This is a genomic window from Gordonibacter faecis (genome assembly GCF_030077735.1).
Taxonomy (GTDB): Bacteria; Actinomycetota; Coriobacteriia; order Coriobacteriales; family Eggerthellaceae; genus Gordonibacter; species Gordonibacter faecis.
In genome coordinates, this window is the sequence record NZ_JASJEU010000024.1 from 142,478 (window position 1) to 163,520 (window position 21,043).

The window sequence follows — 21,043 nt, forward strand, 5'->3', positions numbered from 1 at the left end:
CCCTCCTAACTTATTTTCGTATTATTGAAGTACAGCCCGTCCGCCTTAACCGTGAGCGTGCCGGTGGCACCACCATCTGACAGCACCACCGTTTTAGTGGTGACCGTCTGGGTGTTAACCTCGCGGCCAATCTGCTCCAATGTCTCGGCGGCTGACGCTATCGCCTTTCCTGATGTATCCATAAGCGCGTTTGCTGTTGTGATAGCACGCTGCGATTGCTGATAGGTGCGCGTCAGCACATCGGGCAATATCGATACGACGGTACCGAACGTTGCACTTGTCACCACGTCATTAAGTAGGTCGCGGGTTAGTGCGCCAATACGGGCTTGTAATCGCAACTCAGGGGTAAAATCGAGGTCAATCACCTGCACGGTGTCGCCCAGCCCTGAGTGGATTAGTCCATCAAAAATGCGCTGCACGGTATAGCTGACCGCCGGGGCCGAATGCTCTGCATGATAGGCTCGCGTTTCATCAAGAAGTTGCTGCTTGTCCTCGCATTCGCTGTTAACGTAGCAGCCGAACGAATGGATAAGCTGACCGCCTGGGCCAATAACGCCCCACCGTTGTATTGCCTCGGGGTCTTCGGCCTCAACGTAGGGCACGCCGCCGTTGATGCTCGCGAAAGTGAGGCGGTCAGTTACGCCGTCGGTGTTGCTTTCGAGGTTCTTCCCAAAGCCGTACACTGCGGTATACACGTCGTCCGCGAGTATGTTTTTGGTAACGCCCTCCATATTATGCGAGTACTCGAAACGGGCGCCGTAGAACCCGCCCATTGTTCTAACCAGGTTCACCCGGCGCGTCGTGACGCCGCGCGCATCAACAGCTATCGACGGATAAAACTCACCACCAAACACCCCGGCAATTTCGTGCAGCGCCTCCCATCCGGTCATGTCGCTAAGTACCACTTGGGCCGCCCCGAAGTCGTCAACTTCGCCAACTTCCCAGGCCGTTTGCTCCAGCATGATTGCCAGCGCCTCGCTCGCGGCAACGTCAGTCATTACGCACACGTCGATATAGGCGCGTCGAAGATCTACCTGCATACTACTTTCAAGTGTGTACTCGTGCGTTTCGCCCAGTGTGTGGGTTTGCCCCGTCTCATTTACAACGTGCTCGTGCCAGTCCTCGCCAGTACTCCACAGCACCCGATCATATTTAGCGAGGATGGTATCCGTGGTAGTTAGCGCCAGGGTGTCTTCGCCGTTAATCTCCTGGTTGTGCTCAGCCGTTTCAATATCCACCAATTCGCCGAGATACTCGCCGAAGTTGCTATACACAATTGCGCGCATCATAGCCACCTTTCCCGCCATGACACGGCGAAGGGGTGGCTGCATTCGATCGTGTGCACGCCTGGCTCCCACTCGGGCCAGTCGCTCATGATGCTCACCGGCACTACAATCTGGCCCTTGCTTGCAACGTGAGCCAAGGCGTCGATTATCAGCGGGTCGGCACTCGAAAAGTTGCCAAGGGTGCTAAATTCCACGCCGTCGAACTTAACGGTGACCTCTGCCGATTCCGCAAGCACCGCAACCGTTGGCATGGTGGTATAAGTGCCGCCTACGTTACAGCGGATGATGCCGCCGCTTTTCGCCTCCTTAAATCGCTCACTGCCGTAGGCTACCGGGTCGGCACAACGAAAAGATATCTCAGTGCCCCGGGTATACCCGAGGCGTTCCAATTCGCTTTCATCAGCCAGTACCGCCATCAAAAACACGTCCGGAGCGTCCGGCAGGACGAGGCGGCAGGGTTCTTTTCGGTACAGTCGGTAGGCGACCTTGCGGCGCATATCTTCTAACTGTCTGATCTGGTCTTTCTCGGTCTTTTCATCCGATACCAGATGGGCCAACACTCGCACCGTCATAGGGAGCAGACGCGCCCGCTTAACAGGCGCGCCATCGCTTCCCACCTCCGCCGTGGTAACTTCCATCGGCGGCACGAGCGGGCGAATAACATTTTCGACCATAAGTAAGCTGCTCAGGTCGTAGCCGTCGTACGTTAAGCCTTTCATGCCATACCACCCGCCCTCATAGTCCTCATGTTTAGCGCGTTCAGCTTCATACCCACCTTGCGGGCGAAGCTGTCCGTAATCTTGTCAATATCCGTTACGTTTCTAACCTCCGCTTTTTCCACCTTTAGCGTGATTTCGTTATGGATGGCACGCCCAACGCCCACCGGGTTGGTACGCTTTCCCTCCACATCAATTGCGCCTTGGATGTTGCGAATTTTGCGCATGGGCACATCCACCAAATCGCACAGCGCCTTGGCCACCGTTTCACGGGTGCGGTCAATACCACGCGCCGCGCCCAGGCCAAGCATCTGGCCCACGGTTTTATCCATCACCGTTGAGGGTGAGTGGATACCGGCCTCCGCCCGAGCAGCTTCAATAGCTGACCTCACCGCTGCCGCAGCCGAAGCTGCGATGGCCGAAATTTTAGACTCAACGCCCTGGGCAATTCCACCGGCCAAGTTCTGCCCGGTTTCGAACCACTGTGGAACTGTCGCGGCAGCCGCATTGGCTGCATCGACAGCCGTCTGCCCAACCACCTCAATAAGCGCGATACTGTCATCCTGCATGCCGAGCACTGCGGCTTGCAGCATTTCAGCGCCGGGGGACAACGCTTTGAACTGGTTGATGGCGTTTTGGTTCGCGGCGGCGACACTGTCGTTAAACAGCTTAATGGCCGCTGCTACCTCGTCCGATGATGCCTTGGCGAGGTCACTGACCACCATGCCCCACTTTTCAAAACCGCCCTCATAAATGGCCTTGCGGAACGCCTCGGAATCTATTGAGGGGTCAATGTTCGCGAACACCTTTTCGAGGTCATCAGCGTATTGCTGCGATTCCGCGATATTTAACTTTAGGTTGCGGCTCCACTCGGTCAGGCCGGTTAGCCCGTGCTTGGTTAGCTGATTAAAGCCATCGCTCACCTTGCTCACGTAATCGGCAACACCACTGGCGAACGCGTCCATGGACACATCAAGCCCCTGCAAGTCCGCCGCGAAGTCCACCACCTCGGTAGCGGTGGCCTTAAATGCAGCCATCAGGCCATCATTGCCGTTTAGCGCCTCTTTGACATCCAAGCAGATAGAGCGGAATTCAAGCATCCACTCTTTCGGCTTTTTCATTTTTAAGTTCTGCTGCGAGTTCACGTAGAGGCTGCGCTGGGCCAGTTCCTGCTCTTTCTCAGCCAACGCTAGAGCGTCGAACTGGTCAACAACCGCCTGAATTTCCTCGGCCGAACCGTCCGCAATCTGGTTCAGGGCCACCAGAAAATCGGCCCCGCCCTCGGCCACGCGATCAACGAAGTTCTGGCTGTAAACAACTCCGGCCTTGTTCGTGAGTTTGTCCCACGTATCAGACCAGGTGGTAGCAGCGTCCAACCCCGTGAGCAGGGAATCCTTCATTTTGTACATGGATTGCCATTTGCCCATGTCCTCATACGACGCCGTAAGGCGGCCGGTTAGGGCCATCCAGTTATCGTATTCGGATTGAAACTTCGCGAAGCTTTCTTTGGTGGCGTCGGTGACTTTTTCCGTGGACAGCTTTCTGTCCCACTCGGCCTTTTTGTTGGCGTATTCGTTGTTTTTCGCCATAAAAGAATCAAGCGTATATCCCGCCGCTTCGATCACCTTCATGCTGTCATATACGGCACCAGTCGCCGGACGCGCATACTTTTCGGCCATGATCGTTGGGTAAACCGTGCCCCACATGGCATCCGTGAGCACCTTCGAGGCTTCCTTAACCTCGGGAACGCGGCTTTCGTAGGCCGCAATCATCCGATCAATATATTGGTTAAGTTCGCGCTCAGCAGCATCGGCCGAATTACCCACCATGGAGGTAGTTGCATCGGATACCAGCTTAGTGCCGCTTGCAAGCCCCTTGGAGTAATCCACAGCTGCGTGGTATCCATACGCCCAGCCACTCGTCTTGCTCATGGCCTTTTCTGTGGCAACAGATACCTTGGTGGCCGCCTTGGTTACCAGCTTGCCAGCAGCTTCAACGCCATTCGCCAAGCCCTGAGTAATAAACTTACCCATTTTGGTCATCAACTTGGACGGAGACGCAATGCCGAAGAAGGACTTAACGGCCCCCAGGGCGTCACTGCAAATGCTTGTGATCTTAGAAATAACCCAATCAGCGCCAGCAGAAATACCATTCGCTACGCCTCTAATCAGGTTTTCACCAGCTGTTTTCATTTGGCCGATAAATTCTTCCACCTTACCTGGCAAGTTGTTAAGCAGTTCACCCACTGCTGTAAGGAGCGCATCGAGAATTTTAGGCACAGCGTCAACCAATGCCTTAAAAAGCTGCCCCGCCGCCTCTCCAAGTTGCGGTAAAAAGCCGATCAGGGTACTTGACACCTGGTCAATTAACTGCGGCAAGTTCTCAATCAGTTGGGGCAGCATCTCGATAAACGCCGTGACCAGCGCCATAAAGAGCGCAAGGCCAGCTTCGAGCAGCGCGGGCATGTTGGCAATTAACGCCGAGGAAAGTTGTTCCACCAACGTAGGCAATTGCTCAATCAGCACCGGCACAATCTCAGACAGCGAGTTAACAAGTGCGGTAAAGAGTTGGATACCGGCGGCAAGCAGTGTCGGAGCCATCTCCACCAGCGCGGGCACAAGCTGGGTGATCATGTCGGTAAGCCCAGTCACAATGACCGGTAGCACCGTGGGCAGCACCGTAACGATGGACTGTAGCGCCGTAATTAACGCGCCCGTCAGCGCAGGCATTGCGGCCACTACCTGCTGCACCAGTGCGGGCAGCATAGTCGCAACCTGCTGAGCCATGATTGGCAGCCCCGTGGTCAACTGCTGCATATTAGCCAGCAGCCCGTTTGCCATGCCCTGTAAATCAAGCCCGCCGGCAGCGGCGGCCATACTCATACCGAGCAGACCAGCTGACACCGCAGCAACGCCGCCCGCCGCAACCGTAAGACCACGGCCAAGCGTACCGGCGGCGCCCTTGACCTTTCCAAATGCCGCCGACACCTTGGACGTTTCGCCGTCGGCCACCTTGCCAAGCCCCAGCTTGGCGCGGAAGGTGTCACACGCATTTTTGGCAGATTCGCCAAAAACGCTAGTTACATTGGACAGCGCGCCCTTAATCTTTCCGGGCACACCGCCCAGCTTGGAGTTAATGGCATCGCCCAGCCCGTTGAACTTGTCAGCGATTGACTGCTTAACCCCACTAAACGCGTTAACGAGGTCAGTCTTGCAATCGCGCAAACCATAGCCCAGTTCGCTACTAAGCGACGCGATGCTGTCAAACACCCCGGGCGGGATAAAGCCATGCAGCAATGACTGGCCAAATGTCTGTATGGCAGACAGCCCTGCCCCGCTGACTTTGCCAACAAAACCGCCGAAGGACGACACGACGCCGCCAATTTTTCCGGTGGCCCCGCTGAACGCATCCACTGCGCTTCCGGCAATCTCCATACCCTTGCCCACGAGTTGCAGCCCAGGGCCGAGCACTGCGAGGGTGCCCAGCACCGAAACGACTGTTTGAATTCGCTCAGCCGTGCCAGGGCCAAACACCGCATCGAGCGCCGAACTAAGCGCGCCCAACACATCAACCGTGGTGCTTAGGATGGTGCCGTTTTCGTCGAATTCGTGGATGGGTTTAATGCCCTCCGCGAATGCCTCGATACCTCTAACAAGTCGGCCAGACACCACATTAGCGAAAGCGGAGAACTGCGCGACCGCCGGGCCAAGTGCCGCCGAAGCGCCATCAATTGCAGGGATTGCCGCGACGAATACACGCCGTAACGAATCCAACGCGGGGCTGGCAAACTTTTCACCCACGCGCGAAAGAGCCGCACGGACGTTGGCCATGGCCCCCTGAAACGTCTCGTTTGCCCCGGCAGCAGCTTCGCCGAATGTTGCATACATGGCATCCGAGAACGTTTGGAAGTCAATTTTGCCCTTGGTAATCAATTCGCGCACTTCGGCTTGCGACTTGCCGAGGTGCTTAGACAACGCCGCGAGGGCGTTAACGCCCGATTCGGCAAACTGATTAAGTTCGTCGCCCTGTAGCTTTCCGGTAGCCGCTACCTTGCCAAAAATCAGGCCAATATCTTCCATCGAGCGGCCGCTCATGGTCGCCGTACCGGCGGCAGCTTTTAGGGCGCGCGTCATCTGGTCGCCAGCTTCAACGCCAGACGCGCCAAGGCTTGCGGCGACGGTGGCGGCGGCATCAAGGCCGTACATGGTACCGTTTACGGCCTTGCTGCACGATGCCATAGTTTGCTCAACATCAAGCCCTAACGCGCGGAATTTGAACTGGGCGTTTTCAATGTTAATGGCTCGTGAAATACCACCCTTAGCGGCAAGTCCCACAATTGCACCACCAACGGAGGCAATGGCACCAACACCGATTTTCGCGACCTTGCCAAACACGCTACTCATGCCTTTTCCGACGTCAGAAATGGTGTTTGCCATGTGCTTCTCCACGCCAGATGACAGCGTTTTGCCCATGCCAGACGACAGGGACTTGCCCATGTTTGCGCCGGTTTTTTCAAGATTTACCCCGGCTAACTGGCTTTCAATGCTTTTCTGCGCCCCTTTAAGCGAGGGGACAAGCGACAAATAAGCCGCAGCGAGTTCAGTTGCCACTGCCTATGATCACCTCCTTTCTGGGAGCACTAAGCAGGGCTTCGTAGGTATCTTGGTCAGCTACGAACCCTTGTTTTTCGCCCGTGTCCCACGGGTCTATTGGTTTTTCTCTGAGGGAATTAAGGATTGCGAGCAGGAGCCATTCGGCGTCGCCCCACTCGCTTTTTGGGTCAATCTTTGCCAGGGTTTGCGCGCCGCGCGGAAGCGAATAGACAAGCGCGGCGGCGTGCTTAACGGACACACTCACGCCCACGTCATCTAGACAGATGCCGTAATAGCGCTGTAGATCAGCGCGGACTTCGTTGGGGTAAAGCTTCCGTACCCTGGCAAAGAAAATTAGTTTTTTGCATCAAGTGCGCTCAGGGCGTTCATAACACCCGTGAAAAAGTCCGTCATTTCCGTGGTGGTCGTAATGCCGTGTTCAGTGGATAGCTTTTCCTTCACGACCGCATAGTTATCGCCAAACATGCGGCGCAGAATTTTCGGGAATACGAAAATATTGCCCTCCTGCATCTCACCAATCCACTCCAACATGTCGATATCGTCCATGACGTCGGCGGACACTTCCACGGTGATGCCCTTCACGGTGACCTTTTGCTTCTTCGCGGGAGCGGGCACGTCCGCGTTTGTGATTACCTTTACCTCGGTGTTCTTTGCTCGTGTAGCCATTTTCTACGCCTCACTCCCGCTCGTCGGTTTAATCTCCGAGAAATACTTGTAGGCTTTGTTGCCGTCCTTATCCGGCAAGGCCGTAATGGTGAGTTCGGCCCCAATGGGGTCGGAACTTCCGTACTTGACTTCGCCGACCTCGGTAACCTTGCCGTTGGGGATGACCACGCGCATGACGTGAGTCGCATCCAGAAGCAGTTCGAGGACGTAGAGGCGAGCCGGAGCCTCGTTGGCGTTGTACTTCACCGCGATATTGCCGTCATTTCCAACGGTCACGTTCTCGTCGCCGTACTGCTCAGCAAGTACGTACCGGTTGGTTTCAATCGGATGAAATTTGAACGTTACATCGTGGGTTGTACGAACAACGTGCACCTTGTCGCCGCCCATGGCCGCAATGCTTTCGTTGTCCGTCTCCACAGATTCGGTGATACCGTCCTCGTGCATATAGCCCAGGCTGTTAATGCCGTCAGGCAGCGCCGTCACCGCATCGGTCGGCGGGGCAATCGTGAGCGCGCCACTCCAAACAGCGCCACCCACTTTGGGCTTGGCAGTAAAAACGTTTGCCGCGTTTTGCGTCATAAAGTCCTCCTAAAATAAAAAAGCCGCTGTTCGCGGCTATCTGATCGTTGTTATCTCGACGACGAGTTGGTATCTCGCCAGCCCACTTGTTGGGTCGGGGAAGTTGTAGAGCGACTGGCGCTTGACTGCTGTAACTCCTGGCTCTTGAGAAAAGCTGGCAAGGGCTGCATCGGCTCGCGCAGCAAGGGCGGATGCCTCATAGCGCGAAGCTGCCCAGCATTGCACCGCAACGGTTGCGCGATCTATAACGACGTTTTCAAGCGGCCCGCCGGTGCGCTCCACAGTGATAAATCTATCCGGCCTCTTTCGCGGCACATCAGGCTGTGCCAATACGCCGACGCTGGTAGTGAGGTAGTCGGCTAGCCTTTTTTCAATGTCCATTCGGCTCCTTCCCTCACCTCCCAGCGTCAAGCGATTTAAGCAGCGTGTTGTGCTTAGCATTAGAGGCCATCGACACCACATCTGTGGTTTTTACCATCGCGTGAGCACGGTTTTTACCTGGCTGTACGTCAGCTTCATAGCATCCACTTCCCATGCTGTCGGCGTGCGCCTTAATTGCCCTCGCGCGGCGCAGTAGTTCGTCTTGGATTGCCCGCGAGTTCATAATTTCGCGCGCCCCAGCGCTATTCATTTTTACCTGTGCTTTAGCCATCGGTTCGTTCCACCTCGGCTTTCAGATTCCACTGCGTCGGGGTGATGACCTCGGGGTATCTCCGTGGCGCGCCAATCACGGAAAACGTCTCACCGCGCACCACCACTTGCGCCCCATCAAGACACCCAGTAAAAGCCTTGGGAAAATACAGGGTATAAGCAACGGTGACCCCATCGGGGCGGTTCGATTCGCTAAAATCATCCGTCACCCCTGGGGCCACCAGCACATTATCCACCTGTTCGGGGCACAACTCAACGATTGGCTGGTGGTACGGGTCTTCACCGACCTGCTCCGGCACTAGTGCGGTTACCACCTCGCCAATCATGGAACACCCCCGATGTTGGGCATGATGGAGCCAGCGCGCTGCCGGTTAATCCCAAGGCGTGCGCGCTCTTTGCTCGTCAAGTAAAGGTCGCCCGATGGGTTGACGAAGGTTTGCTGCTCCGAAAACGGCCCTGCGGTGATGTTGTACGACGACATGGGCACCTGGTCAGTGCCCGCAAGCATGGCGCGCTTGACCATTTCGCAGGTCGTCAAGCACAGATTCGCGGCGGTCAATTCGTCGGGGTCGGCCACGTCCACTCCTGCGCGCTGGCACTCGGTAGCGATGATAACGGAAGCATCCGCTAGCTTGGCTGTGGCTCGTGCCTGTTCGTCTGCAGTCAGCGTGCGCCACCTGGCTTGCAAGTCCTCAATGGTTGCAAAAGCCTCCATGTGGCACCACCTCCCTAGTTTTTACCCTCCACGACAGCCTCAATGGCGGCCAGCTTGTCCTTTTTGGCAAGCTTCGTCGTGTCAACTCCCATTGCGGAGGCGTACGCGTCAATCTCGCCGACTTTCCACGTCATATCCGGTCGGCCGTCGTCGGGTGTATCTGCATCAACCCAACCCATAGGCATTTCTTTATCATCGCGGACGTCAACGACGCACCCCGTGGTAACGTTTCGCCACCTCATTGGGCCACCGGCTTTTTGATCAGGGCGAACGCATTCATATCCATAAACGCCCAGCCGTATACGGCCTCCGCGCGCAGTGCAATCTGGTTCATTCGCTGCAAATCACCTTGGCCATCAGGGTCGCCGAATTCGATCATCTTTACGCCGATCTTGCGCTGCACACCCCAGTTCATCGTGCCCCAATCGCCAACAATGCCAAGAAGATTCGTCGGGGCTGCAACCTCGGGGTTGCCAGACACGGTGTCACTCGTCGCAGCTTTGAGACCTTCGAAATTGGTCACGTCGGTAGTGAGACCGATTTCGGGGAATTTCTTGCGACCATCCGGGTAGCGGAGCGTCGCAAGCTGCCATGCATAGGCAAGATCGAGCGCAACGCCTGTCGGCTTAAAACCATCGGCAATAATCAGCCCAGCAGCGGCCTCAATGTCAAGGTCGGGGTCGTTACCCGCCTCAACAATGTTGGTAGCCTTACCGATGTGCTCCGTAATGCTATCGGCCTTATCGCCAGTAAGCGGGTTGATTGCGTGGATGGCCGTGAGGTCAAGGGCGCGAGCGAGCGCGCCAGACAGCGAACCGCCAAGGGTGCTCAGCACGTCAAGCTGATAATCCTCGTCGGCCCACTTGACTTCCTCAGAAAAGCGTACGGTAACCTGCACCTTGTGCGGCTTCACCGTTCGCAGGCCAAACTTTGCGGCGGAAGAAGACTTTTTGCCGCCCTCAGCCACAAGTTCTGCGCGCGGGCGCTCTTCAAAGGTCATGATATCTTTCTCGCCGAACTTCTGCGGCTCAGCACCAGAAAGGGCTGCAATGACGGAACCCTTCTGCGCCTTTTGCCAGATGCCACCGGCAAGTTCGCGCGGCATCGTAATATCGCCAGTTTGTAAAATGTTGGGCATGTTTTCTTACTCCTTAATCTCGTCCAAATACACTTGCTGCCAAATCAGCCCACGGGTCTGGTTTGCCACCCGTTGATGGCTGTTCGCCGTCGCCGGTCACCACGGGGGTAGCTGGGGCTACGAACTTCGCCAGTTCCTCGGCGTGGGCTTCGAGTTCCTCTTTCGTCTCACCTCGCAGCAGTTCTGCGGGCACGCCGTTTTTCTTGGCGGCTTCGGCCTTCCACGTTGCGAGGTCTTTTTCTGCGTCCTTTTCGGCTAGCAGTGCGTCCTTCTCAGCCACTAGCCCCTCCGCCGTCTCCGCGCGCTTAATTGCTGCGGCCGTTTTGGCCTTTTCGCGCTTGACGCGAGCGCTGATGATCTTGTTGAGTTCTTCTTGCGTCGTGATCGGCGTAAATTCGTCCGTCGCGGCCTCCTTGGGTTTGGCCTCAGCCGTATCCACCTCGGTTGCCTCGTCGGTTTTTTCGTCCTGCTCCACGGCAGTAATTTCGTCGCCCATGCTTGGGTGCTCCTTTCCGCTTGGTTGCGTGTTTCTGCGGTTTCCGCCCGCAGTGACGTGGGTGGTGCCCGAAAATGGGCATGAAAAAAGCGCCCGTAGGCGCTTGTTTCTAAAATGGCTTCCGGGGCGCGGCTCGAACGCGCATTTACGGGGTCAAAGCCCGTTGTTCTGGCGTTGAACTACCCGGAAATATGGCACGCCGTGAGGGAATCGAACCCCCGCTTGCAGTTTTGGAGACTGCCGCCCTTCCGCTAGACTAACGGCGTGTGTGATGGTAAAATGTAAGCAATGAAAAGCCTGGTGGCTCTGCTAATAGGGACATTGGGCTTTTCTTATGCCCTTAATCGCTTTACCGTCCCGTTCTTCCGTATTTGAAGGACTTCTTCAATTCCATGTTGTTTCATCCTCTTTACGAGTTCTTCCGCTACCTTCTCATCCGAAAGTTCCATTTTTTGACCGTTAAAAACAACGCGCGCCGTTGTGCTTTTCGGCTTGTATTGCTTTCCAAACTGCTTTTTCGCCTTTCTTAAATTCGATTCCACAGCCCGTTCATTGCCACTTTTGGGGCTTTTTATCTCCCACAATTGCTGATTTATTTCTAGATCGATGTTCGAATAGCCTTCTGGTGCGTTTTCTTCTCGCACCGTAATCGCGAAGCCGTTTCGAGAAAGCGCCGCATGCGCTAGTAGGTCTTTTTCGTCTGGCGCTCCAATAAAGGCTTCCTTCGGCTTTAGGTAGATTGGCTTCGGTTCTTTGCCCGTCCACAGCCACTCCGCATCGCGCGTTTCGCACTCTTTGATGATGCTTTTTGCGTCATCTGAACCGCACGTTTTTCGACACATCGCCCAGCGCTGCTGCATGCCTTCCGGGTCGTATCCTTCTACCCTCGTCTTCCCATCAATGCCAGGGACAACTCGGCATTTACAGTTCGAGTGGAACCGATGGCCGTCTCCTGCATCAAAGCGCGTCCGATAAACAAACCCGCGCGATGACAGCATGAAGCAGAACCCACACGGCTCAGGCGAAGCGGTCATGCGAGCATAGCGAAGATCTACCTTACGATTTCGAGCAGCTTCTACGTTGTCGGCCATGGCATCATTGGCTGCCATGCTTACTTGGCGCTCAATGAATGATTCCATACGGTTAACGAATGCGGCCTTGTTCGGCTTTGCAGCAAACAGCACTTTTGCGGCCGACCTCACGCGAGCATCCACGGCCTCTAGACTTGTGTCTTGGTGCGGCGCAAGGGCCACCGGAAAGGCTTCGGCCGCCGCTACCTGTGAAAAGAACTCGTCGGCAAGTTCGGCCGCAATGGAAGCGTTAACACTACAGCGCGCATATACTTCGTCAATAATTGCATCTCGGAATAACGCTCGCTCTGGCTCGTCTACCGCAAGAACGAAAGCGTCAACCAACGCCAGAACCTTTTCGTTAAACCCCATCTTTGCCAGTTCGCAAACCTTGTCAATGGCCCTCGAATATTCATCAATTTGGCTGTTGCTTATCATTTACATCAGCCTCTTGCGGTGCAGCTTCTACCGGCTTTGCAAGCTGGGACAAATAGCCACCCACGGCACTTGCCTTGCGCTTGTCGGACAGCAAGCGGTCTCGCTGCGCTTCGTCAAACCCAATTTCCTCCAAAAACACCTCAGTTTCAGCAATCCACGGCGCAGCGGACGCGATCTTGCACATGGCATCTGCTTGGCTGACCACGGACGGCATAGCGGGGTTGCGAAAATGAGCCTTAATAGCCCGTTCGTCGTCCTTCAACTTCGGCAGTGGCTTGTTCTGCAACATGGCGATAACAAGTAGCGCAACGTTGCGCAGCGCAATGCCGTTGGTCTTGTTGAGGTTCATCGCCTCTATAATGAGGTCTTCCTTGGCCACGTAAATCGCTTCTGCGCTTGACGGGTTGTCATGGATGACGCCGAGCGAACTCACCGGGATGTTCGTTTCACCGCTGAATCGCGCCGCTAGGCTCCGCATATATTCCGTATGCGGTTGCATACTCATTTGCGAAAGCTGGCCAAATTGAGGAATGTCCCCATCTTCGTCTTTTGACACGGCGAAGATTGCGCCCAGGTACGCATCCCATTTTGATTTGTCCTCAAAGATCGTGCTATCGGCACCCATGAGGTACTTTTGCGGGGAGGTAAAAAACTCCGCGCTTACCTCAGTGCGCAAGGCCGTTCGCACCGCCGAATCGGTGATGCTCATAACCGCACGCGAAATGCGCGACTTACCAAATGGTCGGTCAAGCGAAGGGCTGTAGATTAACGGCTCCATAAGAGGGCGACCGTGTGGGTGTCGCTTACGTGTCGCCGCCCACCTTCCACCACTGCGCGCAATCTCAATCACTGCCTTGTCGGTGTATAGGTTCATCCGGCATGGCTCTTTGTTGGCATCGTCGTCGCGTTCGATGACGGTAAGGCCGTTTTTGATGCGCTTTCGCCGGTAGTCATATTCAGCTGCTGCATTCTCGGCTGAATATGCAGAAATGATTACCTGCGGCTCGCCATCCGCGCCCGCCGAAACGGTAAAGAACGAACACGAGTGGATTAGTTCGCTCGTGGTGGCTTGGTTGTACATGTTTTCGAAATTATTTTCGAGCAAGATTCTTTCGAGGCCATTCAATGATGCATCAGACGGCGAAACAAAGCCATCAAAGATCGAGCGAGCGGCCAACTGGTCAACCGCTTTCGCGGGCCATCCCACCACGGTGAGCGTATTGGTCAGCTGCGGAGGTACCGCGATGCCCATATCGTTTAACCGGTTGTGCATGCTGTAGTAAGTAGTGCGGATTTTGTTGCGATGGCTCTTTGTATCTAAAATTTTGAGCAGCCGCTTTAGCGTGGCCGTTTCCTCTTGCGTCATGCCTCGAATGGCTGTGGGGATAAAATCAATCATAGAATCACCTGCTTTCTACTGGGGTTTCGTTTGGTCGTTTTCGCTCCCCACAGCGCGAGCGAGGCGGCTTCAAGCGGCGACACGTCCACGTCGTCATAGCCGCGAAAACCAAACCCGCCATCCTGGCCGATTGGTCTTTTCTGGGCGCTTTCAACCGCAAGATTGAGCGCCGGTTGGTTGTAGTGGGTAATTGCTTCTTCTCGCACGCCGTCTAAAAACATTGAGGCGGCGGCGATAACGTCTTTAGCCATTGGCATGCACAATGCAGGCTTGCCCACCTTGCGTTCGCGGAGATTATCGACAAGGGCTTGCGCGCCTGATTTCCCGTCAACAACGATAATGGCCGCACGCTTCCACCGGCTGGCGAGCCAGTCCACAAGCCACGCCGAGCCATTAACCATGGAGCGGTGCTCAATTACCTCAACATGAGGCTTGCCGGTTTTTGGCTTAATTGCCACAGCCAGCGAGACGTACGCGCCATCTGCGGAAAACTTGACGCCATAGGCAAGCTTCCCGCCCTCGGGCGGCGTTTTTGTGGCGAGTTTAGCCCACTGGGCAGCGGCAAACACTGGGTTTTGCACGGTGCCGCACCACCAACAAAGGCGCTCACGGGCGAAGCCATCGGGACTGGCGCTTTTCTGTTCGTCTTCCACCGTGGTTTCGCTAATGCGGATTCCAAGCGCCGGGTTGCAGGCATACCAACGGCCACGGTCGGTAACGTCGCCGACTTCCTCTACACTCCACTCATGCCAGCACATACCCGGCTCTTTATTGAGCGCGTTTTTTCTCACGCGCCCGAACACCTCGGCGGTGATGTTGTGGTTCGGCGGTGTGCCTAAGTAGATCGTTTGAGGATTGCCCAGCGGGGCTGCGGCCTTCGCATAAAGCGAAGCCTCCATTTGTTCATCGGTGAGTTCTTGCGCCTCGTCGTATACCGTTAGGTCAACGGTAAAACCGCGAGCATTGCCACGGGAGCGGGAAATAAACTCAACCGACCCGCCGTTTTTAAGCCAAATGCCCTCTTTGCCGTTGGTATTGTTAATGCGCTTCACCAACGCGTTGAGTTCAGGGTACTTGGCTCTTGGGTCGTTCTTTTTCTCGCCAAAAAATACTTTCAGGCGCTCAAACGCCTTCATCGACGTACTGACGTTGTGAGCCGAGTGAAGTATTTTTTCGCCAAGAACAACCGAGCCGAATAACTCACGGACTTCCACGCATGAGTTTTTGCCATTCTGGCGAGGAACGAGGACGCCGCACGTGGTGCTCGCCCACAACCCTCCGCGCGTCTGTGCCAACCAGGCATGAATAATGATTTCTTGCCAAGGGTCACAAACAAGCCCGTATGCCGCCGCCAAGGCTATAGCGTCTTCGCCATAATCAAGATCAAAATCAGGTTCGAGCCTAATCCTTGGCTCTTGGTTTCCGATTTTTGACGCTGATAAGGATGGCATTAAGCGGCACCTCCTTATCGCTCGCCCCAGCTTCGTTGCGTTTTACTTCTTCAATCTGTTCAAGCACTTGCGAAAGCTGCCGGGACAGCGCCGCAATGTCGCGACCCGATTCACATGTTTCAATCGAATCGGCCAGCTTGTCGCGCAGGCGCTCTAGCGTTTCGAGCGTGTTCCCGCTTTTTGCTGCTTCGAGCAGGGTTTTTGGTTCTTTTTTGCGCGCGGCCATCACGGCACCTCCTTCGGCGTCTCTGTGTTCAAATGTGGTTTTCAAAAAACGGGGGGATTGGCGCTATGCCTCCGGGGTCATCATGACCCCATGGGGGGGCATCACCCCCAGGCTCGTTCCTCTACCTCATTCGGCACTTGCTCAACAAAGCCAAATTCCACATGCTCGGCGACAGGCGGGAACAATTCGTTATGCAGTGCAACGGCGCTGCGATACACGTCGTCTAGGCTGTTGCCGTAGATCGTTCCGCCAGCGTCTACCCAGTGCCCCACGTAGGCATCAATGAATTCGTATGCGTTCATGTTCACCATTCTCTTGACGTTGGTAACGGTTCGGAAATTGTCTTGCGTGGCTCGTGTGCCATTCGGTTGCCCTTACGCTGGTTGCAGATACGGTGCACTAGCTGCACGTTGTCGCGCGCAATTGGTGACCCCCCTCGGCTTATTGGCACTATTTCGTCTACCTCTGCACTCATCGGATGAGGTGTTTTAAGCGTCTTGCCGATCGGTTGACCGCACAGCGCGCAGTTGTGCTGTGTTGCGAGTAGCCAGCGGCGAATCTCGCGGCGCTTAGCTGGGTTGCTGTAGCGAGGGTTGGACGACGGCACTGCTGCACCTCCAATACTGATAAGTTGCAGACAATAAAAAAGCCGCCCCCATCGGGACGGCTCTGCTGAAATACACTATAGCGCACATTTTACTGCAATTTACTGCACACTTTTCCGCTGACGATATTCACGCGGAATGAAACGCCACAACCTGCACATTGCCTGCTCGTGCAGCGAGTACATTTTGCGCTCACTCATCGGGTGGTCGCTAGTGGCGAGCAGCTTGTGTATGGCCGGGAAGCGCAGACCCTCGAAGTAGCGCAGGTAGACGATCTCCACCATGTCGCCGTCTGGCAGCTCGGCGAGAGCGCGCATGGCCGCCTCGCGCTCCTCAACGTAGCCCACCAGCTCGGTGTCAAGCGCGTCGCAGTAGTCATAGAGCCTCACAAACCCACGTTCCAGCGCGTCGCCCTCCATGGTGCGGCTCACCGTCTCACCGCCCTCGACACCGTTGAGCGTGAGGCGCGACTGCTGGCGCTGTATCTCGGCCTCCAAACATCTGATTCGCCGCTCGTTGGCGAGGATGCCGCGAAAGTACGCCTGGGCCTGCTTGTATTTCGGAGAGCGCGGGAGCCTATCGGCCATGCTCGGTCTCCATCGAAACGACTGCCTCGCGCACGCGCGGAGAGAGCTTCGAGAGCAGCTCGGATTGCACGCTCGGGCGAAGAGGCGTACCGTCGTCTCCGCCCGCCCAATAGGGCGAGCACTTGTATTCATCGGTCAGGTTGCCGTCAGTATCGATCACACCGCACGCCGTGAGGAAAAGTTCACTGAATCGCCGGTACTGCTCGCTGCCCTCCTCCATGCCGTCGATGACGCTGCACATGTACGCCTTGAACTCGCCCTTGCCAATGGAAACCGCCATGATCCTCCCATCCGTCGAACACCAAGCCAGACTGCGATTATACCCGTTTTATCGCTTTTATTATCAGCTGTTCAGCAGCCGATATGAAAAAGGCACCGCCGAAGCGGTGCTCTTTCTCCTACGCCATCGCCGCCTTCTTCGGCCTTCCGGCCTTGGGATCGTCGGCCTTGCGCCGCTCCACCGATTCGACCGTGACGTACGTACGCCTGCCCTCACGGTAACCTTCGAGTATGCCCGCGTCGATCATGTGAGTAACGCGCCCGGGAGACACGCCGAGCTCGCGCGATGCCTGGGCCGCCGACATGACCTCGCCGGAGACGATGTAGTTCTCGTCCGTCTCGAAGAACACGGCTATAGCCAATCCGCCGTCCTCAACATCAGCACCGAACGTCGCCTTTGGAAGGCGGCGACCATCCATCAAAAGGGACGCGACGTAGGTTTTCATCGCGTCAGCCGCCATGAAGGCCGCCTCTTCCACAGTTTCTCCCTCGGTCACGCATCCCGGAAGATCGGGAACCGTCACCCAGTACCCGCCTTCCTCGTCGGGATGCAGAACCGCTTCATAGATGTACTTTCCCATTGCTTATCCTTTCAAAGCCGGAAGCCCGGCGGGGCTTTAACGCCACCCCGCCTGCTTCGCTATTTCCAGGTAGGTTCCCAACTTGATCGGGTCTTTCGAGGTTGGAACGCTTACCGTCTTCCCGTCTTTCTCAAAGATCACATGGCTTCCCTTTCCTGGCCGCTCCGTCCATCCCTCCTTCCTGAACCGCTTGAGCACGTTCCTGACTTTTCTCTCTGTTTCGCTTGGCATCTTCGTCCTTCCCTTACCCGATGACTATATTATAAACTATTGCTAATTATTATGCAATGCTATTTGGCAACTATTTATAATATTTTCGGCAACAAAAAAGCGCCCCGAAGGGCGCTCTGCATCGGCATCCACCCAGTAATAGCAGAACTTGTCGAGAATGCAGACGGCCATTGTGTCGTTATGCCATGGGCTATGCCCGCACGTCCCGCATGTCTTATCGCCCATGGTGTTCCTCCCACACTCGCTCTGCCTGCTCCCATTCTCGTTCAGCCCGCTCCCGCGGTTCACCATGCACCCAGGCGTCGCAATCATCGTCGCTTGGGTATACATGGCCGGGTTTCACGTCGCACTTATAACTGATCGTCATGACTTCGCGGTTCGGTCGCCATCCACATATCACGCAGTTACCACAGGTGTTGCATGTCTTAGTCATCGCTCACCTTCTTTTCACCGCGCTTTATTACGTACATTCGCTTAGATGTCTCGTGGAATATGCACGCTCCAACAAGCAATAGGACTAATGGTTGCCAAACCTGGCCGCAATAGAACAAAAATGACGCCGGAATGGTTGCGGCCAGAACTGCAACAATCATTGCCAGATAGTACATAACGAATAAGATCACTCAGCATCACCGCCGCATAGGCTCAGTTCAGCTTTCAACTCATCACACCGCTGCTGCAACTTCTCGCAGTAAAACTCAACGCGGTTCTTCGGGGTCCGGCGAAGTCAGTGTTGTCTCGCTCACTGCCATCAAAGCCGTGTTCGTACCGCACGTTGATATAATCAGACAGAATGTAGAAGCCTTCGTCACTCCCACAATGCGGACAGCACGTAATGCGTTTACGTTTAGTCATACCAAGCCCCCTCTGTTAACAACTTAGCTTCGTAAATAAAGTCTAGTCGGCAAGCCAATTCGAATTCGCGCTCACATGCAGGGCATATTACATGCGTGTCGAAGCATTCTTCGCTAAGCGGCCACCCTTCGTGATCGTCGTATTCGACTTCAAGTTCAGCGCCACAGTACGGACACTCAACGTCTTTCGTACTTATGGATGCCAGATAGCCGGTTTCATCAGGGAATAGCTTATGAGCAATCTTCATAGCTACACCACCTTCGCCCTGCAATACCGGCAATAGCCTCCAACGATAGGATCGAGATTCAGGTGGCCGCACACCGAGCAGTCATAGGCGGTCGAATCATTCCACAGCTGCTCGCATTCGCGGCGTTTGATCATCAGGCACGTGCGCTCCTTGTACTCGTGAGCTTCGAGCATCGCGCGATATTCCTCTTGCCGTTGTTTCACCATCTCGTCGTTACCATCATCTTCCCATGCTTGTGTAGACAGTGAAATGTCTTGGAGCTGGCAAATCTCGTCGTGTGTCAGCAGGTACTTCTTCTCGCTCATCGTGCCACCACCTCGTAATTGTTACGTCCCATACACCCGCTCGCTCTGACCCTGAGTATCTTCTCCTTGCACACAGGGCATACGTCGATGTTTGTGTTGTCGATGTATGGTTCGCACGAATGGCATTCCGTTTGCTCGGTTATGAATACGACCGGGTAATTAACAACTTCGACATCCTCACACTGCGTGCCGCACAGGTCGCACGTTATGATTTCGATGCTCTCCCTCATGACTCCACCACCTTCTCTCCGCAGTTCGGGCAGTAATTCGGTACAAATTCGAACTCGCAATCGCTCTCAAGCCACCCATCCTCGCAATCGAGTTTGCGTACCAAAAAAGGCAACCCGCACTTCGGGCACAGCACTCCGTCAACGGGGTGCAAATTCGAAACATGTTCGCCAAGCGTGAATGTTTTCTTGCGTGGCTCTTTATATCGCTGGTGACACCTCGGGGCACCACAGCGGGGGCATGAGTCTTTGCCGTACACACCCTTCCTTCTTCCCCCCAGCACTCCACGACCTCTGAGCCACAGTTCGGGCAATAAGGAGGCAGCCCGGTATCCCAGTACATCTTGTTATCACACTCGGTATCCCAGGCGCCTTCCGTGTCGTCCCACTCCCAGTGACACGTACCCTTCCTTTGCTGGCGGGTGTTCCAGGCTTTCGCTGCACCTGCTATCGCCTCTTCTTCTGTCGCGTAATCGCCAGAAATGATCTGACAACCACATGAGCAGGTGACATCTCCGACATACACACCCTCAAACGCCCTCGTCACGCCTATGTCTTGGTCGTTGCCGCCACAGAATGGGCACCCAATAAGTTTGATATCACCCACCGTAGTAACCTCTCCCCAAGTTCTTCACATAGACGGCGCCAATGGCTTCTTCGACGTTCACGCCCTTTACCTCTAACATGCGAAGCATGGTTTCACACGCTTGTATGACGTCGATTGTCTCTATGGCAATAGCAAGCAGGTCACCATCGGCAAAGCGATAGCTGTATAGGGCCTCGTTAACTTCGACAACTTCCTCAGCCATCTTTCGCCACTGTTCGTGCATCGTTACGCTTTCGACCCACTTGGTCGCAGGGAAGGAGTACGCACACTTCACGACTCATCGCCTTCTTTCAAGTCCCCATCAGGGAGAATTGGGAACCCCCATTGGTCTTTCGGTAGCTTCTTAACCATCTTGTTCATGTCGTTTACGAGCTTGACAAACTGAAACCAAGCTTTCCGGTTCGTGAATTCAATATCCGAATACCACGGCCACGTGTCCTCTCGGTGATTTGCAAGAGTGAGCGTCATAGTGTGCCTCGGGCGAAAAAGCATGTTGCAATTACTTTTGTCTTGGTTCCAGACAGACAGTCCGCACTCTTTTGTTTCGAGGCGTGAAATAATGATGTCGCTCATTGCGCATCACCTTGAACTTGTTTTGCTTCGAGGATGTTTGGGTACATGCTCAGGAGCGGCACACGCCACCCAACAGTCTCGATGTTGTAGGTTTCTCCTTCATGTAAGGAGCCGTACATGTCTGAGCTATCCCAACGCCAGAACAGCAGGGTGTCCTTAACGCAGTACACCCCTTTGTCCGCGAACACCATGTAGGTAGAGCTTTCCGAGGTATTCTTCACGTCTTTTCCGGTGACGGTGACAGTCTCGGATGACCTACTTCCTACGTATACAATCCCGCCAATGACAAGGGCGGCGGCGAGGAGCAATCCGAAAAGGCAACCGCAGCCCGCTTTCAAGCTATCGTTCATCGTTCAACCCTCATCTCGTTTGCTATGCCCGCAAGTGATTTCGATGCGTCCTCTATCCACCAAACCGCATCGTCAATATCGCCGCCCACCGCAACGACAGATTCCAGGGCGCTGATCAAGCCACGTGCTTCAAGAATGGCCTCGTTAATTAG

General features: G+C 55.2%; 26 protein-coding genes and 2 tRNA genes. All 28 read right to left on the reverse strand.

All coding sequences use genetic code 11. The features are described 5' to 3' along the window. Positions 1–5: 5 nt before the first annotated feature. Positions 6–1,289: a phage tail spike protein gene (locus QNJ86_RS12480; RefSeq protein WP_283832970.1), complete on the reverse strand. Its 1,284-nt coding sequence runs from the start codon at positions 1,287–1,289 to the stop codon at positions 6–8. Further along, the gene (locus QNJ86_RS12485) at positions 1,286–2,005 is read right to left on the reverse strand and encodes a distal tail protein Dit (RefSeq protein ID WP_283832971.1); all 720 of its coding nucleotides are present in this window, start codon (positions 2,003–2,005) and stop codon (positions 1,286–1,288) included. The genes QNJ86_RS12480 and QNJ86_RS12485 overlap by 4 nt, the downstream gene beginning before the upstream one ends. Then, the gene (locus QNJ86_RS12490) at positions 2,002–6,612 is read right to left on the reverse strand and encodes a tape measure protein (protein WP_283832972.1); all 4,611 of its coding nucleotides are present in this window, start codon (positions 6,610–6,612) and stop codon (positions 2,002–2,004) included. Before QNJ86_RS12490 ends, QNJ86_RS12485 begins: the two co-directional genes overlap by 4 nt. Before the next feature lie 336 nt (positions 6,613–6,948). Beyond that, positions 6,949–7,281 carry a hypothetical protein gene (locus tag QNJ86_RS12495; protein ID WP_283832973.1) on the reverse strand — a complete coding sequence of 111 codons (333 nt, stop codon included), beginning with the start codon at positions 7,279–7,281 and terminating at the stop codon, positions 6,949–6,951. Positions 7,282–7,284: 3 nt separating this feature from the next. Next, positions 7,285–7,860 carry a phage tail tube protein gene (locus QNJ86_RS12500; protein WP_283832974.1) on the reverse strand — a complete coding sequence of 192 codons (576 nt, stop codon included), beginning with the start codon at positions 7,858–7,860 and terminating at the stop codon, positions 7,285–7,287. Between the two features lie 36 nt (positions 7,861–7,896). Next, complete coding sequence (locus tag QNJ86_RS12505) at positions 7,897–8,241, reverse strand: hypothetical protein (RefSeq protein WP_283832975.1); 345 nt, start codon at positions 8,239–8,241, stop codon at positions 7,897–7,899. 13 nt (positions 8,242–8,254) lie between these two features. Beyond that, positions 8,255–8,512, reverse strand: a complete 258-nt coding sequence (locus tag QNJ86_RS12510) for a hypothetical protein (RefSeq protein ID WP_283832976.1) — start codon at positions 8,510–8,512, stop codon at positions 8,255–8,257. Continuing rightward, complete coding sequence (locus QNJ86_RS12515; RefSeq protein WP_283832977.1) at positions 8,505–8,837, reverse strand: hypothetical protein; 333 nt, start codon at positions 8,835–8,837, stop codon at positions 8,505–8,507. The genes QNJ86_RS12510 and QNJ86_RS12515 overlap by 8 nt, the downstream gene beginning before the upstream one ends. Next, complete coding sequence (locus QNJ86_RS12520; RefSeq protein ID WP_283832978.1) at positions 8,834–9,226, reverse strand: Gp19/Gp15/Gp42 family protein; 393 nt, start codon at positions 9,224–9,226, stop codon at positions 8,834–8,836. The genes QNJ86_RS12515 and QNJ86_RS12520 overlap by 4 nt, the downstream gene beginning before the upstream one ends. A gap of 14 nt (positions 9,227–9,240) precedes the next feature. Then, a complete protein-coding gene (locus tag QNJ86_RS12525) occupies positions 9,241–9,405 on the reverse strand; it encodes a hypothetical protein (protein ID WP_283832979.1) in 165 nt (54 codons plus the stop codon). 59 nt (positions 9,406–9,464) lie between these two features. Continuing rightward, a complete protein-coding gene (locus QNJ86_RS12530; RefSeq protein WP_283832980.1) occupies positions 9,465–10,364 on the reverse strand; it encodes a phage major capsid family protein in 900 nt (299 codons plus the stop codon). Positions 10,365–10,377: 13 nt separating this feature from the next. Next, positions 10,378–10,860 carry a hypothetical protein gene (locus tag QNJ86_RS12535; RefSeq protein ID WP_283832981.1) on the reverse strand — a complete coding sequence of 161 codons (483 nt, stop codon included), beginning with the start codon at positions 10,858–10,860 and terminating at the stop codon, positions 10,378–10,380. 115 nt (positions 10,861–10,975) lie between these two features. Beyond that, positions 10,976–11,049, reverse strand: a tRNA-Gln gene (locus QNJ86_RS12540). A 3-nt stretch (positions 11,050–11,052) separates the two neighbouring features. Beyond that, a tRNA-Trp gene (locus tag QNJ86_RS12545) sits at positions 11,053–11,126 on the reverse strand. Between the two features lie 66 nt (positions 11,127–11,192). After that, on the reverse strand, positions 11,193–12,368 hold the full coding sequence (locus QNJ86_RS12550) for a VG15 protein (RefSeq protein WP_283832982.1): 1,176 nt from the start codon (positions 12,366–12,368) through the stop codon (positions 11,193–11,195). Next, the gene (locus tag QNJ86_RS12555) at positions 12,346–13,767 is read right to left on the reverse strand and encodes a phage portal protein (protein ID WP_283832983.1); all 1,422 of its coding nucleotides are present in this window, start codon (positions 13,765–13,767) and stop codon (positions 12,346–12,348) included. Before QNJ86_RS12555 ends, QNJ86_RS12550 begins: the two co-directional genes overlap by 23 nt. After that, positions 13,764–15,218, reverse strand: coding sequence for a hypothetical protein (locus tag QNJ86_RS12560; protein WP_283832984.1), 1,455 nt, complete (start codon positions 15,216–15,218; stop codon positions 13,764–13,766). The genes QNJ86_RS12555 and QNJ86_RS12560 overlap by 4 nt, the downstream gene beginning before the upstream one ends. Continuing rightward, positions 15,169–15,444, reverse strand: a complete 276-nt coding sequence (locus QNJ86_RS12565; RefSeq protein ID WP_283832985.1) for a hypothetical protein — start codon at positions 15,442–15,444, stop codon at positions 15,169–15,171. Before QNJ86_RS12565 ends, QNJ86_RS12560 begins: the two co-directional genes overlap by 50 nt. Positions 15,445–15,545: 101 nt before the next feature. Beyond that, entirely contained in the window at positions 15,546–15,746 is a 201-nt protein-coding gene (locus tag QNJ86_RS12570) for a hypothetical protein (protein WP_283832986.1), read from the reverse strand. 2 nt (positions 15,747–15,748) lie between these two features. Continuing rightward, positions 15,749–16,051: an HNH endonuclease gene (locus QNJ86_RS13950; RefSeq protein WP_420052737.1), complete on the reverse strand. Its 303-nt coding sequence runs from the start codon at positions 16,049–16,051 to the stop codon at positions 15,749–15,751. Positions 16,052–16,150: 99 nt separating this feature from the next. After that, entirely contained in the window at positions 16,151–16,636 is a 486-nt protein-coding gene (locus QNJ86_RS12575) for a hypothetical protein (protein WP_283832987.1), read from the reverse strand. Beyond that, positions 16,626–16,916 (reverse strand): hypothetical protein, encoded by a 291-nt coding sequence (locus QNJ86_RS12580; RefSeq protein ID WP_283832988.1) that lies wholly within the window; start codon positions 16,914–16,916, stop codon positions 16,626–16,628. The genes QNJ86_RS12575 and QNJ86_RS12580 overlap by 11 nt, the downstream gene beginning before the upstream one ends. Positions 16,917–17,034: 118 nt before the next feature. Next, positions 17,035–17,496, reverse strand: coding sequence for a type II toxin-antitoxin system HicB family antitoxin (locus tag QNJ86_RS12585; protein ID WP_283832989.1), 462 nt, complete (start codon positions 17,494–17,496; stop codon positions 17,035–17,037). A gap of 36 nt (positions 17,497–17,532) precedes the next feature. Continuing rightward, on the reverse strand, positions 17,533–17,727 hold the full coding sequence (locus tag QNJ86_RS12590) for a type II toxin-antitoxin system HicA family toxin (protein ID WP_283832990.1): 195 nt from the start codon (positions 17,725–17,727) through the stop codon (positions 17,533–17,535). 1,104 nt (positions 17,728–18,831) lie between these two features. Further along, the gene (locus tag QNJ86_RS12595; RefSeq protein ID WP_283832991.1) at positions 18,832–19,134 is read right to left on the reverse strand and encodes a hypothetical protein; all 303 of its coding nucleotides are present in this window, start codon (positions 19,132–19,134) and stop codon (positions 18,832–18,834) included. An 826-nt stretch (positions 19,135–19,960) separates the two neighbouring features. After that, positions 19,961–20,170 carry a hypothetical protein gene (locus QNJ86_RS12600; RefSeq protein ID WP_283832992.1) on the reverse strand — a complete coding sequence of 70 codons (210 nt, stop codon included), beginning with the start codon at positions 20,168–20,170 and terminating at the stop codon, positions 19,961–19,963. Between the two features lie 68 nt (positions 20,171–20,238). Further along, positions 20,239–20,541, reverse strand: a complete 303-nt coding sequence (locus QNJ86_RS12605) for a hypothetical protein (protein WP_283832993.1) — start codon at positions 20,539–20,541, stop codon at positions 20,239–20,241. Beyond that, positions 20,538–20,891 carry a hypothetical protein gene (locus tag QNJ86_RS12610; RefSeq protein WP_283832994.1) on the reverse strand — a complete coding sequence of 118 codons (354 nt, stop codon included), beginning with the start codon at positions 20,889–20,891 and terminating at the stop codon, positions 20,538–20,540. The genes QNJ86_RS12605 and QNJ86_RS12610 overlap by 4 nt, the downstream gene beginning before the upstream one ends. Positions 20,892–21,043 lie beyond the last annotated feature (152 nt).